This is a genomic window from Streptomyces sp. KL116D, assembly GCF_030766975.1.
Classification (GTDB): domain Bacteria; phylum Actinomycetota; class Actinomycetes; order Streptomycetales; family Streptomycetaceae; genus Streptomyces; species Streptomyces longispororuber_A.
Window position 1 is genome coordinate 30,143 of sequence record NZ_JASERH010000155.1, and the last position, 14,920, is coordinate 45,062.

6 protein-coding genes and 9 pseudogenes are annotated in these 14,920 nt (G+C 70.8%); 7 read left to right on the forward strand and 8 right to left on the reverse strand.

All coding sequences use genetic code 11. The annotated features are described in order from the left end of the window. Window positions 1-252 precede the first annotated feature (252 nt). Window positions 253-711: a hypothetical protein gene (locus tag RBJ77_RS61525; protein ID WP_372352847.1), complete on the reverse strand. Its 459-nt coding sequence runs from the start codon at window positions 709-711 to the stop codon at window positions 253-255. A gap of 1,147 nt (window positions 712-1,858) precedes the next feature. Between RBJ77_RS61525 and rocD the strand changes: the two are divergent. Together rocD and RBJ77_RS61535 are read left to right on the forward strand one after the other, a co-directional pair. Further along, window positions 1,859-1,981 (forward strand): annotated as a pseudogene (rocD, locus tag RBJ77_RS61530) (ornithine--oxo-acid transaminase); the annotation flags it as partial. Window positions 1,982-2,066: 85 nt separating this feature from the next. Then, a pseudogene (locus RBJ77_RS61535) lies at window positions 2,067-2,839 on the forward strand (aminotransferase class III-fold pyridoxal phosphate-dependent enzyme). Window positions 2,840-3,061: 222 nt separating this feature from the next. On the opposite strand, the pseudogene RBJ77_RS61540 reads toward RBJ77_RS61535, so the two are convergent. Further along, a pseudogene (locus RBJ77_RS61540) lies at window positions 3,062-4,243 on the reverse strand (glutathionylspermidine synthase family protein); the annotation flags it as partial. Between the two features lie 7 nt (window positions 4,244-4,250). Beyond that, a pseudogene (locus RBJ77_RS61545) lies at window positions 4,251-4,632 on the reverse strand (hypothetical protein). Between the two features lie 204 nt (window positions 4,633-4,836). Here RBJ77_RS61545 and RBJ77_RS61550 point away from each other — a divergent pair. Then, window positions 4,837-5,728, forward strand: a pseudogene (locus tag RBJ77_RS61550) (hypothetical protein). Between the two features lie 228 nt (window positions 5,729-5,956). Here the strand turns inward: RBJ77_RS61550 and RBJ77_RS61555 are convergent. After that, window positions 5,957-7,431, reverse strand: a pseudogene (locus RBJ77_RS61555) (PLP-dependent aminotransferase family protein). A 46-nt stretch (window positions 7,432-7,477) separates the two neighbouring features. On the opposite strand from RBJ77_RS61555, the gene RBJ77_RS61560 reads away from it, so the two are divergent. The 4 genes and pseudogenes from RBJ77_RS61560 (at window position 7,478) to RBJ77_RS61575 (ending at window position 9,904) form a co-directional block, all read left to right on the forward strand. Next, on the forward strand, window positions 7,478-7,684 hold the full coding sequence (locus RBJ77_RS61560) for a hypothetical protein (RefSeq protein WP_372352848.1): 207 nt from the start codon (window positions 7,478-7,480) through the stop codon (window positions 7,682-7,684). Continuing rightward, a pseudogene (locus RBJ77_RS61565) lies at window positions 7,685-8,138 on the forward strand (carboxymuconolactone decarboxylase family protein); the annotation flags it as partial. Window positions 8,139-8,276: 138 nt separating this feature from the next. Further along, the gene (locus RBJ77_RS61570) at window positions 8,277-8,420 is read left to right on the forward strand and encodes a hypothetical protein (RefSeq protein WP_372352849.1); all 144 of its coding nucleotides are present in this window, start codon (window positions 8,277-8,279) and stop codon (window positions 8,418-8,420) included. A 758-nt stretch (window positions 8,421-9,178) separates the two neighbouring features. Further along, window positions 9,179-9,904, forward strand: coding sequence for a hypothetical protein (locus RBJ77_RS61575; protein ID WP_372352853.1), 726 nt, complete (start codon window positions 9,179-9,181; stop codon window positions 9,902-9,904). Window positions 9,905-10,104: 200 nt separating this feature from the next. On the opposite strand, the gene RBJ77_RS61580 is transcribed toward RBJ77_RS61575, so the two are convergent. The 4 genes and pseudogenes from RBJ77_RS61580 to RBJ77_RS61595 all read right to left on the reverse strand — a co-directional run. Next, window positions 10,105-10,275 carry a hypothetical protein gene (locus tag RBJ77_RS61580; protein WP_372352854.1) on the reverse strand — a complete coding sequence of 57 codons (171 nt, stop codon included), beginning with the start codon at window positions 10,273-10,275 and terminating at the stop codon, window positions 10,105-10,107. 325 nt (window positions 10,276-10,600) lie between these two features. Continuing rightward, window positions 10,601-12,486, reverse strand: a pseudogene (locus RBJ77_RS61585) (ABC transporter permease subunit); the annotation flags it as partial. 527 nt (window positions 12,487-13,013) lie between these two features. Continuing rightward, window positions 13,014-13,916, reverse strand: a complete 903-nt coding sequence (locus tag RBJ77_RS61590; protein WP_372352850.1) for an ATP-binding cassette domain-containing protein — start codon at window positions 13,914-13,916, stop codon at window positions 13,014-13,016. Window positions 13,917-13,932: 16 nt separating this feature from the next. After that, window positions 13,933-14,806: pseudogene (locus tag RBJ77_RS61595) on the reverse strand (GMC oxidoreductase); the annotation flags it as partial. Between the last annotated feature and the right edge of the window lie 114 nt (window positions 14,807-14,920).

Below are 14,920 nucleotides of genomic sequence, written 5' to 3' on the forward strand. Positions count from 1 at the left end.
CTTGGGGCCCAGCACGTGCTGGGCCTTGACGGGGCGCACAGTGGTGCCGGGCTCGGCGGCAGTGAGGGGACCTCGGATCGGATCAGGGCCGCGATCTCGTCCATCTCGGCCGTGCCCAGGCCACGCGTGGTCAGGGCGGCGCCGATGCGAATGCCGGAGGTGTACCAGGCGCCGTTCGGGTCGGCCGGAACGGACATTGCGGTTGCGTGACGATGCCGGAATCAAGAAGCGCGGACTCGGCCCGGCGGCCGGTCAGGATCCGTAGGAGGTGGCGACATCGATCTGATTGGAGGTGGCTGGTCCGCGACCGCCGGTGACCAGCGTGGCACCGCGTCGGATCAGGGCTCTTCGGCAAGCGCAGCGGGCGTTGTCGACGACGGCCTGGGCGTACTTCGCGGAAGTCGGGACGGCGGGGCCTCCGCGGAGGGCGACGGCCTTGGCCGCCATGACGTGCGGCAGCGGGGCCGCCCAGCACCATCGGGCAGCGGTCGACCTGGGCGGCGAGCGAGTCGTCGCATCAGGGACCATGCCGCCACGCGGGCCGCGCAGCGACTTGCGTGGCCGTGGTGACGATCTTCGCGCGTGCGGCACCGGGTCGAAGTCACCGGTGAGGGACCTTGCCGGCGACGGTAGACCTGCGAAGTGCGCCATGTCGACCATCAGCGTCGCGCCGACTCGGCCGGGCGATCTCCCGCATGATGCGTAGTTCACGGTGATCGGGGGTAGGCGAGCATCCGGCGACGATGATCAGCGGCTTGAACTCGCGGGCCGTGGCGCGCAGGGCCTCGTAGCGTCGAGTGTTCGGGTGGCCGGGTCGGTGCCATAGCTGCGCTGGTCGAACATCTGCCGGAGATGTTGGGCCGGCGCCGGGTGAGGTGGCTGCCGGCGTCCAGGGACATGCCGGAGCATGCGCTGGTTGCCGAAGGCCTCGACGCAGCTCTGCCCAGTCGGCGTCCGACAGGTCGTTGACGCTGCGGACACCGCCCGTTCCAGGGCGGGTGCCTCGACACGGTCGGCGAGACGGCCCAGAAGGCGACGAGGTTGGCGTCGATCCCGAGTGCGGCTGGACGTAGCGTGCTGGGCACCGAAGAGCTCGGCGGGCGTGCTCGGCGGCCAGCGCCTCGACGGTGTCGACGTTGCGGCAGCCGGCGAAGCGGCGGGCCGATCGGTGCCCTCGGCGTACTTGTCGCCGGAACCAGTTCGCCCATCGTCAGCAGGGTGGCCGGAGAGGCGTAGTTCTCGGAAGCGATCAGCTTGAGCATTTCGCGCCGGGTCGGCGATCTCCTGGCCGATGGCGTCCGCGACCCGCTCCACGCCCCGAATGACGTCGAGGGCGCTGCGGAAGGCCACCGGACTCGGTGGACAAAGCGAGGAAGAAGTGGGGTGGGCTCTGTCATGACGGGACCTCCGGGACGTTCTCGTCAACTGAGCGATGTCGGACACAAGGGGCGCCGTGCACGGTTCGGCCCAGGCGCACGGCACACAGTTCACGAGCAGCGATGGTCGGTCCCATCCAAGCGCGCCAGTCATCACGGCCCTGGGATCACTAGTACCGGGCGCGCCTTTGGTGCGCGAGGTTTCCACGTCCAGGATGTGCGAGCGACGTAGATAGAAAGGGCCACAAACCCGTCTCTCTGCGCCGTAAGAGCCGCAAGGCTCACAGAGCCGTAAGAACGGAGATCCCGTGACTTCTGTGACTCTCTTCTTCCCGCAACCGGGGGACCGCACCGCTACGGAGAGCCTGGATCCGCTCCTCCGACGAGCACAGTGCGCACAACTACCATCCGCTACCCATCGTCGTCGCCACGGCGGGACGGCGCATGGATGACGGACGTCGAGGGGCGCCGCTATCTTCGACATGCTCGCCGGATACTCCGCGCTGAACTTCGGCCACGGGAACCGGCGGCTGATCGAAGCGGCCAAGGCCCAGCTGGAGCGGGTCACCCTGACGTCGAGGGCGTTCCATCACGACCGGTTCGCCGAGTTCTGTACGGAGCTCGCCGAGCTGTGCGGCATGGAGATGGTGCTGCCGATGAACACGGGGGCGGGAAGCGGTGGAGACCGCCGTGAAGACCGCCCGGAAGTGGGGGTACCGGGTCAAGGCGCCGGACGGCAGGGCCCGGATCGTGGTCGCCGCGGACAACTCCCACGGCCGCACCGGACGACGATCGTTCCCTTTCTCCACGGACCCGGAGGCGCGGGCGGACCCCCGGGCCGTACACACCGTGTTCGACATCGTCCCGTACGGGGACCTGGCGGCGCTTCGGGAGGCGGTCACCGAGGACACCGTGGCAGTGCTCCTGGAACCGATCCAGGGAGAGGCGGGGGTCCTCGTTCCACCGGCCGGGTATCTGGGGGCCGTCCGTGAGCTGACGCGCGAGCGTGAGGTGCTGTTCATCGCGGACGAGATCCAGTCGGGTCTCGGACGGACGGCGCGACGTTCGCCTGCGAGCACGAGGGTGTCGTGCCCGACATGTACGTGCTGGGCAAAGGCGCTCGGTGGTGGTGTCGTTCCGGTGTCGGCGGTGGTGTCGAGCAAGGCAGTGCTGGGCGTGTTCCGGCCAGGCGAGCACGGGTCGACGTTCGGCGGCGCAATCCGCTGGCGTGCGCGGTGGCCCTGGAGGTGATCGCGATGCTGCGCACGGGTGAGTTCCAGCAGCGGGCGACGGAGCTGGGCGAGCATCTGCACGCGGAACTGGGGCTGTTGACCGGCACCGGCAGGGTCACACGGAGGTACGGGGGCGCGGCCTGTGGGCCGGGCGTCGACATCGATCCGGCGTACGGGACGGGCGGGAGATCTCGGAAGAAGTTGATGGACCGGGGTGTGCTCGTGAAGTGACACCCATGGCTCCACGATCCGGGATCGCACCCCTGGTGATCAGTAAGGAGGATCTGGACTGGGGCTCGGACCAGCTCCGCGCGGTACTCGGCGCATGAACGGCAGCGCCCGGAGACACCGAGAGTTCCTTGACACCTGAAGAGTGATGACGTCCCGCGGCACCGTGGGCGCCGCGGCCGGGCCCGGAATCGATCGGTCCGGGCCCGGCCGGGCGCTGAAAGAAAGGATGACGTGGGGCAGGAAGCGGACGTACTCGTCCGCATCGATCCGCGGGCTCACGTGGATGCCGAGGCCGGCCGCTTCGTTCTCGACGACCCACGCGCCGGAGCGACTCGGCGGCTGCCGTCGAAGTCGGGCAGGGCCTCAACTCCTAGTAGCAGCAGGCTTCTTCACGAGCCGGGAGGTCGGTCGGTGTTGCGGCCGCTTCGTGAATGGTGACGCCGGCGCGCGCGCCCAGCAGAGGCTTTGGGCGACGTACCCCGTGGTGCCGGCGAGTTCACGGGCCGTCAGGTAGGCGGGAAGGAGGTTCGGATGGCCGGGGAAGAGTTCCCCACAGCACCGCGAGCAGCGCCTTGTTGGACAGCAGCATCTTCCAGGCGGGCTCGATCAGAGAGTGGTGCCGGTGCCGCCGCCGTTGTCGAGGTGCCCAGCACGTGCGGGGCGAAAGCGGTCGGTGGTGAGCCATTCCCAGGGTAGAGCTTGAAGCAGCTGCGGATGAAGCGGAGCTTCTTGTCGACGAAACGGCCCGAGAGCCGGTCCCAGCCGATGTCCTCCATGGAGATGGAGTCCGTCTCCAGCCCGGCCTGCTCCGCGGTCTCCCGCAGATAGGCGACGGTCATCAGGTCCTCGCCGAGTTCATCGCCGGCCGGTGGGCGAGAAGTAGAGGGCTGCCCGGCGGCAGGAGCGCCGCCCGCTTCTTCAGGCGTCGATCAGCCGTTCGTGAAGGAGTTCACTGATCGGCACCGGGAAGCGCTCCTCCATCCAGAACCACTGCGGGCTGGCTGCCTCGACCAGGGAGGTGGGGGTGTCGGCGTTGTACTCCAGGAGCTTCGCCGCTCCCGTGCGGCCGTCGAGTGGAGATCGAACCGGCCGTACACGGAGGGAAGTTCGGCACGCCGGTGCCAGGACTCACCGGATCAGTGACGCGAGCCGTGGATCGGTGATGCCGAGGTCGGTGAGGCGATCGTGGGTGACGAAGGTGCTCGGCCGCGGCCAGGCACATCTCGTGCAGTTCCTCGACGACCTCCTCCAGGGCCTCGACCTCGGGAGAGTGAACTCGTAGTAGGCGCTCGTCCCAGTACGGGCGCAGGAGTCGTCCGGGTAGCGGGTGAGGGGGTAGATGAGCCCTTGGCTCTCGACGGTCTGCCGCCAGCCGTCGCGGGGCTGAATGGTGTGGCGGCGCATCGCTGGTTCAGCCGCCCCAGGCCGAGCATCGAAAGCCGTCGCGGTCCACGGCCTCACTGCGGCTGAAGGTCCCGTAGTCCGGCGTATCGGGCCGCTGACGTCGGCGTCGTGGTACCAGTCGCCGTCGACCCGGCCGCTCTTTCAGTGCTGCCGGCGCTGCCGCCGGTTCCGGTGCCGGACTTGCGGCCCTTGCCGACCGTGCTCGACCGGAACCGTTCTTGCAGTACTGGTCGCTGACGATCTTGCAGCCGTTGACCACGTCGTAGCTGTCGCGGTCCACACAGCGCTGGTCCGGATCGGATCCACAGGACGTCAGGGCTGTGGCCAGCACGCCCATGCCGCCGAGCACGACCGTGCTGGACCGCAACGCGTCGCCTCTTCTCCGCCATCAGTTCCAACTCCCCCGTTTACCGCAGGCACCGCCGGGTGTGTGGCCGGCGGCTCCCTGCTCGGCCGTGGCCTGTCGTCCTCTGCCACGGCGCCGTCAGTGTTCGTCGGCGGTCGGCGTAGAAGAAGTGGGCAGCTCGCAACGCATACCGCTCCGCGGGCGGCCTCCGACTCCCTTCCTCTACAGTCGCTTTGTGCCTCTTGGAATGATTTGTGCGCTCGGCTCGGCGATCTGCTTCGGTACGGCGTCCGTTCTCCAGGCGATGGCCGCGCGGGCGGCGGAGCCAGGGAACAGGTTCGAGGGTGGACCCGGCTCTGCTGATGAGGGCACTGCGGCGGTGGCGCTATGTCGTGGGGCTCGGGCTCGACGGGCTCCGGATTCGTGCTGCAGGTCGTCGCGTTGCGGTCGATTCCCATCTACGCCGTGGGGGCGGCGCTCGCGGCGAGTCTGGCGGTCACGGCGGTGAGTCGCGGGCGCGGTTGCTGCGGGTCCGGTTGACCGGCGCGGAGTGGGGCGCGGTGAGAACCGTGTGTGCGGGACTGGCGATGTTGGGGCGGCGTCCGGGCGCTGGGGGGACGGGACCGGCTCGGACGCGCTGCGGTTCGCGATGCTCGGGGTCGCGGCCGGGGTGCTGTCGGCGGCGTGGCGGGGCGGCTGCCCGGGCGGGGCGAGCCCGTAGCGCCGGTCGGCCGGGTTGGGATTCGGGTGGTCGAGGTGAGTGTGCGGCTCATCGACGACGTGTCACCGGGAAAGCTGCTGACGAGATCCGGCACCTATGCGCTGTTGGTGCGGCGGTGCGGCGTTCTTGCTGCTGACGTCGGCGTTGCAGCGTGGATCGGTGACGGTGGCGACGGCAGGGATGGTCGTCGGGGAGACCGTGGGCCGGCCCTGGTCGGGGGTGGGTGTGGCTCGGGGACCGGACGCGACCGGGGTTCGAGTGGCTGGCGGTGCTGGGGTTTGTGGTGGCTGTGGCGGGGGCCCTGGCGTTGGCGAGGTTCGGGGAGGCGCCGGTGGCGGATGGCGTGGAGTCGGTTGGGGTGGTCAGTAAGGGGGCGTTCGGGTGGCTGCTTAGGAGAGATCGTTCAGTGGCTGCTTAGGAGATCGTCCGGGTGGCTGCTCAGGGGCAGTCAGCGCCAAGGGTCAAGCTCGACGGCCAACACCAAGGGCCACCACCAGGGCGAACACCAAGGGCCAACGCCAAGGGTCAAGCCGACGGCCAACACCAAGGGCCACCACCAGGGCGAACACCAAGGGGCCAACGCCAAGGGGCGAGTCCAGCTCAGGCCGGGGCACGGTCTCGAGCCCAAACCGGCAGACCTCAAGCCCTAGGGCAGTACTCGGCACAAGGCGTCCAGTGCACCGGACCAGGCGTGGTCGGGTGGGTGCCGTAACCCACCGCAGCGTCGGCCCGGGCGTCGGGAGGCGGCGGTGTCCTCGTGGCGGAAGCTGGACAGGCCGGCCACGCCCAGTCCTTGCCAGGCGGCGGCTCGGACCACGGACTGTTCGGTGCCGGGGGAGTTGGAGGACGGCGTGGAGACCGGCGGCGATGCCGGTGGCGTGGACGGCCGGGGCGTGTTCGGCCAGGGCTGCGACGAGTTGGTCGCGGCGACGTCGGTAGCGCAGGCGGGCGCCGCGCGAGATGGCGGTCGTAGGCGCCGGAGTTCAGGAACTCGGCGAGGGTGAGCTGGTCGAGACTCCGCACGACAGTCGATGCTGCCCCTGGCCTCGACCACTTCTGGGTCAGGGCGGCGGGCAGGACCATCCACCCGAGGCGTAGGCCGGGGGCGAGGGACTGCTCGCGGTACCGAGGTAGACGACCGGTCGGGGTCGAGGCCCTGCAGTGCGCCGACGGGTTGGCGGTCGTAGCAGAACTCGCCGTCGTAGTCGTCCTCCAGGATCAGGCCGCCCGTGCGGCGCCCAGTCGACGGCGGCAGCGCGCCGGTCGGGGTGCAGGGGCACGCCCATCGGGAACTGGTGGGCGGGCGTCAGCAGCGCTGCTCCCACGCCCGCCGCCCGCCCGCCACCCGCGCGTCGCCCCACCCGGCTGCCCCACCGAGCCCCTCGTGCCGGTCCCCAGTCGTCCAGTGCCCCGGGGTCCGTGCCCAGTTCGTCGAAGGGAAGAGGGCGGGTGCGCAGGCCTGTGCGGGTGAGGACGTCCCAGGAAGCGTCGAGGCCGTCACGACCCACTGCCACGTTCCGCACGCCGCGACGGCACAGCACATCGCCGAGCAGCATCAGGCCGTGGTGGAATCCGGCGCAGATGACGTGCGGTCGGGGTCGGTGTGGACGCCGCGGGGCACGGGCGAGGTAGCCGGCGAGGAGGTGCGCAGTTCGGGGCGGCCGCGGGGGTCGCCGTAGCCGAGAGGCTTCGTTCGGGGCGGAGGTCAGGGCGCGGCGAGGCGGCCTTGAGCCAGTCGGCGCGGGGAAAGGAGGCGAGGTCAGGGTCTGCCGGGGTGCAGGTCGTGCGCAGGCCACCCGAGGTGCGGCGGCCAGGGGGCGGGGGCGTGGGCTGCCTCCACGGGGCGTTCGGCCACCCGGGTGCCGGAGCCCTGGCGGGCGGTGAGCCAGCCCTCGGCGACAGGTCGGCGTAGGCATGGCGACGGTGTTGCAGGGCGATGCCCAGGTCCACGGCGAGGGTGCGCGAGGCGGGGAGCCGGGTGCCCGGGCCAGGCGTCCGCCGCGGACGGCTCGCGCAGGGAGCGTCGGTCAGGCCTTTGCGCAGGCCGGAGCCGGTGGGCTCGATGTGGAGATCGTACCGAGTGCCTGACCGGAGGGGCGAAGTGGCCCAGGAATCCACCATGGAAATGGACCATACCCCCTGGGCTAATGCGTTCGTAGGGTCGAGCATGACCACAGCGAACGAGAAGACGGGCAGCGCGACGACCGGCGCGGCCGCCGAGCGCGACGCCCACCACTGCGACGCCCACCACTGCGACGCCCCACTGCCGCCGCCCCCAGCAGCACGGCCGCACCCGCTGCCGCCACTGCCACGGCCGCTCCGCCGCGCTCGACGCGATGCCGCCGGCACCGGGTTCGTGCACGAGCACGCCTAGCTCGACTGGGCGCGGCATGCGCCCGAGGTCTACAAGGGCGATGGTCCGGCTCGACGCGGCGGCTCGTCAGGGCTGGATCGGTGACGTACCAGCTGGTGCTCATCCGGGCCTCGCAGCTCAACCACTGTGCGTTCTGCCTGGACATCCACTCCAAGGACGCGTTGGCGGCGGAGAAGTGCGGAGCGGATCATCCAGCTCAGCGCGTGGGAGTCCCAGCGCTACACGGGCGGGGGGTGGCGGCGCTCGCACTGACCGAGGCGGTCACCGTGCTCACGGACGGGTTCGTGCCGGACGACGTGTACGAGCGGGCGCGCGGGTGTGTACGGCGAGCGGGAGCTGAGCCAGTTGATCGCGACGATCGCGACGATCAACGCGTGGAACCGGTTCGGGGTCAGCACGCGCAAGGTGGCCCGGGCACTACAAGGCGGGGGACTTCAGGCGACCGCGCGGATGACGCAGTTGGACCCCAAGGTTCGGGACGCGATGGTCGCGTTCGGTGCGGCTACCAGGAAGGGCCTGGGTGATCCGGTCCTCGCAGAGCTGGTGATGATCCGGGGCGTCGCAGATCAATGAGTGCGCGTTCTGTTTGGACATGCACGTCGACGTCGCCGTGGAGAAAGAATGGGAGAGCGCGAAGCGAATCGCGCTGCTCAATGCCTGGCGCGAGGCCGGGAGTTGTACACAGCGAGCGGGGCGGGCGGCGCTGGCGTTGACGGACGCCGGCGGACCGTGCTGACCGAGGTTCGTGCCCGACGAGGTGTGCAACGGTAGGGCTCGCCGCCAAGCTAACTTCAGTGAGGCCGAACTGCGCCCATCTGACTGGGGGTGATCACCGTGATCAACAGTTGGAACCGGCTGATGGTGAGCCGTCGGATCGGAAGCCGGGAGGACCAGCGTGGTGGTAATCAGACCGGTCAGACAGGCCAGGCCGGTCGGACAGACCATGACGACCCGGCCGACCAGACCGACCAGACCGACCAGACGGGCCGGGCGTCCCAGGCAGCTCGTGGCCACCAGCGTGGCCGCAGGTCGACGCCCTGCGTGCGTTGCACCAAGCCTCGCTCCCCGGGTGACCCGCTGGTTCTGCGGGCCGTGGGACGCGGCGAGTGCGGGGTCTTCGGGAGGCCGGGTCTCTGCCTCTGGCGACGCCGAGTGCTTGAGTGGCCGCTTCTGCTCGGCTACGCTGCGGACGGGGAGACGCGCCGGCGGAGGAGATGTTCGCCGCGGTGATCTCGATCGTACCGTGCGGGCGGGGCGTCCGTACCGTGTCGGCGGGACATCGAGGGCGGGTACGGATCGCGCCGAAGTGGAGCGGCGGAGCGGCAAGCCCTCGAGCACCGGGGCCGCCGGGTGCAACCTGGAGGACTCGGCCCTGCGGCGGGCGGCCGGCGCTCGAGAATCCGCACCGGCAGGCCGACTGGCTGGTGCCGCCGAGGTACGGCGGCGGCCGGACCGATCGTGCTCAACGCGCGGATCGACACGTTCATCAGGGGCGTGGACGACCCGGTCGCGAAGGCGGTGGAGCGGGCTCGGCTGTATGTCGCGGCGGGCGTCGACTGCGTGTGTCCGATCGGGGCGCCGATCGACGCGTTGCCGCGGTTGCGGGCCGGAGGATCGAGGGGCCTGATCACCGTGGGGCGCCGGCCCGGCGGGCCCTCGTTGGTGGGAGTGGGGCGAGGCGGGGGCGTGATGCGGATCACGTTCGGGCCGGGGTTGCAGCGCAGGGCGGCAGCGGCGTTGGTGGGAGATCACTGGACGGTCTGCGGTAGCGGCGTTGCGGGAGATCGCGGACGGTCTGCGGTAGCGCGTGGCCCGGGTGGCGGCAGACGAGCGTGCCGGGTGCCCCCCGTCAGGAAAGGCACCCGGCACCAGAAATCTGCCCGCTCTCCGACAACCACGCCTCCGACGCGGTCGCCCCTCCCCGAAGCCCTACTTGGGCATCCACGCCTCCCACGTGGACCGGTGCTTCGTCGATCCACCGCTTCGCCGCCTCGTCCGGGACAGCTTCGGTCGGCGATCAGAGGGAGACCTGTTCTGGTCCTCCGTCGTCCACTGGAAGTTCTTCAGAAGGCCGCCGCCTTGCCGCCGTCCTTGGAGAAGTCGGCGTTGAGGCAATTTCTGCAGTGGTGTCTTCGGGTAGGCGCAGGCGACCTTCTTGGGTCGGCGTCGCAGCCCTCCTGTAGGCGGGCAGTTTCACCTCGGTCATCGGCACCTTCTTGAAGAGCCACTGGGGCTGGTACCAGCACGTCAGGAACGGCTTCTTCTGCTTGGCGAACTGCTTGATCTGGTGATCTGGGGCGGCCTGGAGCCGGAGAAGACGACCTGGTAGTCGAGCTTGAGGTTCTGGACCAGGCCTTGTCGTTGGTGACGTAGGACGTAAGCTGTCGAGGAAGTTGGCCCTCTTCGCCGCTCCGCGGTCTTCAGCTGTCGGCGTACTTGTTGAGGTTCTTCCAGTCCGTGACGTCCGGGTGCTGTTTGACGAAGTACGTGGGACGAACCAGCCGATGTGTCCGGTGACGCCGAGGTCGCCGCCTGTTCACGATGGTCTTCTTGTCCTGACTGGGCCTCCTGGGGTGGCCCCAGTCCTCCATGATCGCGTCGACGCGGCCCTGGCTGAGGCGCCTCTAGGTGGACCTCGTCGACCTGGACGCAGGTCGACGCGGTAGCCGAGTTGTGTTCCAGGAGGTACTGGGCGACGGCGACGTTGGCCTGGGCGCCGACCCAGGACTGGACGGAGAGGTCACGGTCTTGGCGCCGTGGGTTGGCGTACGGGGACGCCTGCTTGGTCATGTCGGCGGCGCCGCAGCCGGTGACGACGAGCAGGGCGCCCGCCCTGGCGACGGCCGCCACCGCCTTACGCGTGCGGGGGCGCATGCGGGGCGGGTGCGTGCGATGCCCATGGTCAGGTGCTCTCCTTCCACCGCGTGCGCGGCGTTCCGTCGGCTGGGTCACCCGGTCCAGCATCGACCGAGGCAGACGATCGCGGCGCCGGCGACGAGGCCGGGTGGCGAGGTCGCCCTGGGCGAGGCCGAAGACGACGTAAAGCCGAGTGCGTCAAGCCGCCGGACGAGGCCGCTGATGTCGACGGCGAGGACCAGACGACGCCCTGGTTGACTGGCGAGGAGCAGTGCCGGGCGGGCGAGGCGGGAGTTGGACCTGGCGCAGCTGCTGGCCGCTGGTGGCGCCCATGGAGCGGGCTGCCTCCATCGCGGCCCGGGTCGACCTGGCGCAGGCCCTGCGTGGTGATGCGGATGACGGCGGGCAGTGCGGCGCCAGACGACGGCCGCGGCGACGGCCGGGGCGCGGCCGACGCCGAAGAGGGCGACGACCGGGATCAGAGTAGACGAACTGCGGCATCGTCTGGAAGACGTCGAGGACGGGCGCAGGGTCCGTTCGAGGCGTTCGCTGCGGGCCGCGGCGGCGATGCCGATGGCGAAAGCCGATGACCAGGGTGACCGCGACGGCGGCGGGGACCTGGGAGAGCGTGTCGGGACGGCTGCCCAGACGCCGAGCACGCCGATCGCGGCCATGGCGAGGACGGCGGTCAGGGCGGTGCGCCAGGTGCCGATGAGCCAGGCCGAGCGCGGCGGACGATCAGCAGCATCGGACCACCAGGGCAGCCGTGGTCAGGCCGGAGCGCACCGGGTCGAGGACAGGTGGTGAAGTGGGCGGCCCAGTCGGCGGTGCCGCCGATGTAGACACCGCGTAGAGGTGGTCGGTCATCCAGTCGACGGCGTCGTTGACGGGGTCGGCGATGTTGACGATCCACGCGTCGGGGCCAGTCGAGGCGGTCGGCGAAGCGGGCCGCGAGCGCGATTCCACCACGGTGCCGGCCGCGACGACGCCCCACCTCCAGGGCGAGGGCGGGCTTGTCGTCGCCCCGTCCCGCGCCCTGCCGCGCTGGTCACGCGGTCGGCGACGACGGCGAAGCAGCACGATCGGGATGCCGGCGGCGAGTGCAAGCCGGACGTCGACCGAGGCGAAGCCCGGTAGACGTGGTCGCCGAGGCCGCCTCGCGCCGATCACCGAGGCGATGACGGCCATGGAGAGGGCCATCATGATCGTCTGGTTGAGGCCGAGCAGGATCTCCTGGCGGGCCAGGGCAGGCGGGCGGTCACCAGGCGCTGGCGGGCGGTGGCGCCGAGGGAGTCGTCTTCCATGACGCCGCCGTCGGCGGAGCGCGCAGGCCGAGCGCGGTGAGGCGGGCCATGGGCGGTGCGGCGTAGACGACGGTGGCGAGGACCGCGGCGGGCACGCCGATGCCGAAGACGAGGACGACCGGGAGGAGGTACGCGTACGCGGGGGAAGACCTGCATGGTGTCGAGGACCGGGCGCAGGGCCCGGCATGCGGTCGCTCAGTCCGGCGGCGAGGCCGAACAGGGCGCTGATGACCACCGAGGCGAACACGGCGACGACCATGAGCGCGGTAAGTCTGCACGGTGGCACCCATGCCGAGGAGCCGCAGATCAGGAAGGCGACGCGGCGGACGCGGCGAGGCGCGCCAGCCGGCGACGCGCCAGGCGATGAGCCCGGCGGCGGCGGTCAATTCAGCTCAGCCGGCGGCGAGGAGCACGAGGTAGACGGCGCGTACGAGCATCTCACGATGGCGTTGCTGATGTGGCCGAAGAAGTAGGAGGAACAGCGGGTGGCTGTCGCGGTTGTCGATGATCCAGTCGCTGGCCTTGCCGAGAGCGGCTCGGTCAGGTCGACGGTGAGGGCGGCCAGGTCCCGCTGGACCACTTGGCGTCGACGAGCGGGATGATCACCGCCGCGGCGCAGACGGCGAGCAGCAGGAGCTGCCGAGGCCGCGGTGGCGGCGCAGACCCGCGAGGGGGCCCGCCCCGCGCTTGTCCAGCGGGTGGTGACGGCGGCCGTCATCAGACCGCCTCTCGCCCGCGGCCGCTCGGGGCGCCGCCTGGCGCCACCTCGGCCTCCGTCGCGGGCGTGCCGCCCCACCCGTGGCCGGTTCTTCGACCTCCGACCCGTCGGTCCCAGTGATCCTGTCGGTCCCAGTGATCCTAATGGTCCCAGTGATCCCAAGCCGGTCCAGTGATCCTGTCGGGACCCAGAGGTCCCAGCGCGATCCTGTCGGACCCGGTGGACCCAGCAACCCCATCAGCCCCGTCACCAGCCCCAGGCGGACTCCCAGCAGCCGCGATCAGGCGCTCGTGGTCGACGATGCCGAGGCAGCGGCCCCCGTCCATCACCCGCGCGGCGAACCTGCTGCGGGCCACCGCCTCGATGGCGTCGGACACGGTGGCGTCGGTGCGAGGGGGCGACGCCGCGTTCGGCCTCGTCGGCGTCGGTGGGCGCATGGCCCGCCGCACCGTCATGATCTGCTCGCGCGGCACGTCGCGGACGAAACGTCGCGGACGTAGTCGTCGGCGGGCGCGCCCGACGATCTGCTCCAGGCGCGCCGAGCTGGACGGTCTCGCCGTCGCGCATGAGGGCGATGTCCGGTCGCCGAGGCGCAGGGCCTCGCTTTGCAGGTCGTGGGTGATGAAGACCATGGTGCGGCCCTCTTCGCGGTGCAGGCGCATGACCTGTCCTGCATGTCGCGCCGGATCAGCGGGTCGAGTGCGCGCCGAACGGCCTCGCCGAAGAGCAGGACTTCGTCGACGTCAGCGGCGCGGGCGCGGGCGCGCCGACGCTGCTGCTGGCCGCCGGAGAGCTGGCCGGGGCGGCGCTGCTCCGAGCCCTCGAGGCCGACCTGCGCGACGATCCGGCGGCCTGAAGAAGCTGGCGCGGCGCTCGGCGCGGCCGCATGCCCTGATCTCTCGGGCGCGTAGGCGACGCTGTCGATGACGCGCGCGGTTGCGGCGAGCAGGCCGTAGTGCTGGAAGACCATGGCGGCGGCGGTGGCGGCGCGGGTTCGCGCAGCCGGTCCTTGTCCATGGCGGGGACGTCCTCGCCGTCGATCGACAGGAGTGCCGGAGGTGGGCTCGATGAGGCGGGTGAGGCAGCGCACGAGGGTCGGCTTGCGGAGCCCGGACAGGCCCATGACGACGAAGACCTCGCCGCGCTTGCGGACGTCAGAAGGAGACGTCGCGGACGGCGGCGCGGTGCAGAAACGGTGCGGGCGCGCAGGTCGGCCTGCGCCCAGGCCGGCGAGCTCGGCGGTCGCCGGGGACGCGGTCTGGCCTTGGCCGAAGACCTTCCAGGGGTCGCGCGGACCGCAGACGAGGGTCTGGCGCCGGGGCGCGGCTGCGCCGGAGCGGGATCTGCGTGGCACGTGTGCGTGGACGTGCTCATCGCGCACCACCGCCCAACAGCTCGGCGCGATCGCTCGCCCGGCCATCGAGCGCCGTACTTGCATCAGGGTTTCGACGGCGGGCGTCGGTCGGGAAGACGGGACGCGCGTCGGCGATCCGGATGCCGTCCAGCCCCGCGCACCCTCAGGTCGGGGGTCGACCACGTAGCGAGTTCGTCGCTCGTGGCGCGCCATCCGACAGGTGCCGGCCGGGTGGTAGGCGGTGTGTGGGCGGCCTTGCGGGCGTGCTCAGCTGAGCGCCTCGTCGCCCGCGACGTCCGGCCCAGGGCAGACCTCGCGCTTGAGCCAGCCGGCCAGCGCGTCCGCGCGATCTCGCGGGCGATGCGGATCCCGTCGACGAGGGTGCGGGCGTCGTAGGTCGCTCCTCGTCGGTGAAGTAGCGGAAGTCGAGGGGCGGAAGCTTTGAGTCGAGGTCGGCGCTGGTGAGGTAGAGCGCGGCGCGGCTGCGGCGGCTTGGGATGTTCGAGCGTCATCGACACGCCGTGCGCGGGCTTCTCGTAGCCGGGCCGCTCGGGGTTGTCGGTGAAGGGGATCTGCGAGAAGTGGAACATCAGGTCGGGCCCCGGCGCGTCCGGGTCGCGGCTGGACGAACAGGCCGCGTCGCTGTCCGCATCGGCGCTGTTGATGGGGATGGGCGCCGTCGGTCTTCCCGAGACGATGACCGACCCGGGATTGGTCGAGCAGGTTCTCGCCGACGCCCGTTGCAGGTCGTGCAGTCGGGGATGCCGAGGGCCTCCAGGTCCTGGCGCGGCGCCGATGCCGGAGTGCGCAGGAGCAGCCGGGGTGTCGACGGCGCCGGCGCAGACGATGACCTCGCGCCGGGCGGATATGAGCGCTTCCGCGCCGTCCTGCCGCGCACCCGCACTCCGCGGGAGGAGGAAGTGGCACGAAAAACGCGAAAGCGTTTCACGATAAATGCGAAAACGGCTAAACACCCAAATCTTATAACTGGAACGAAGTACTTG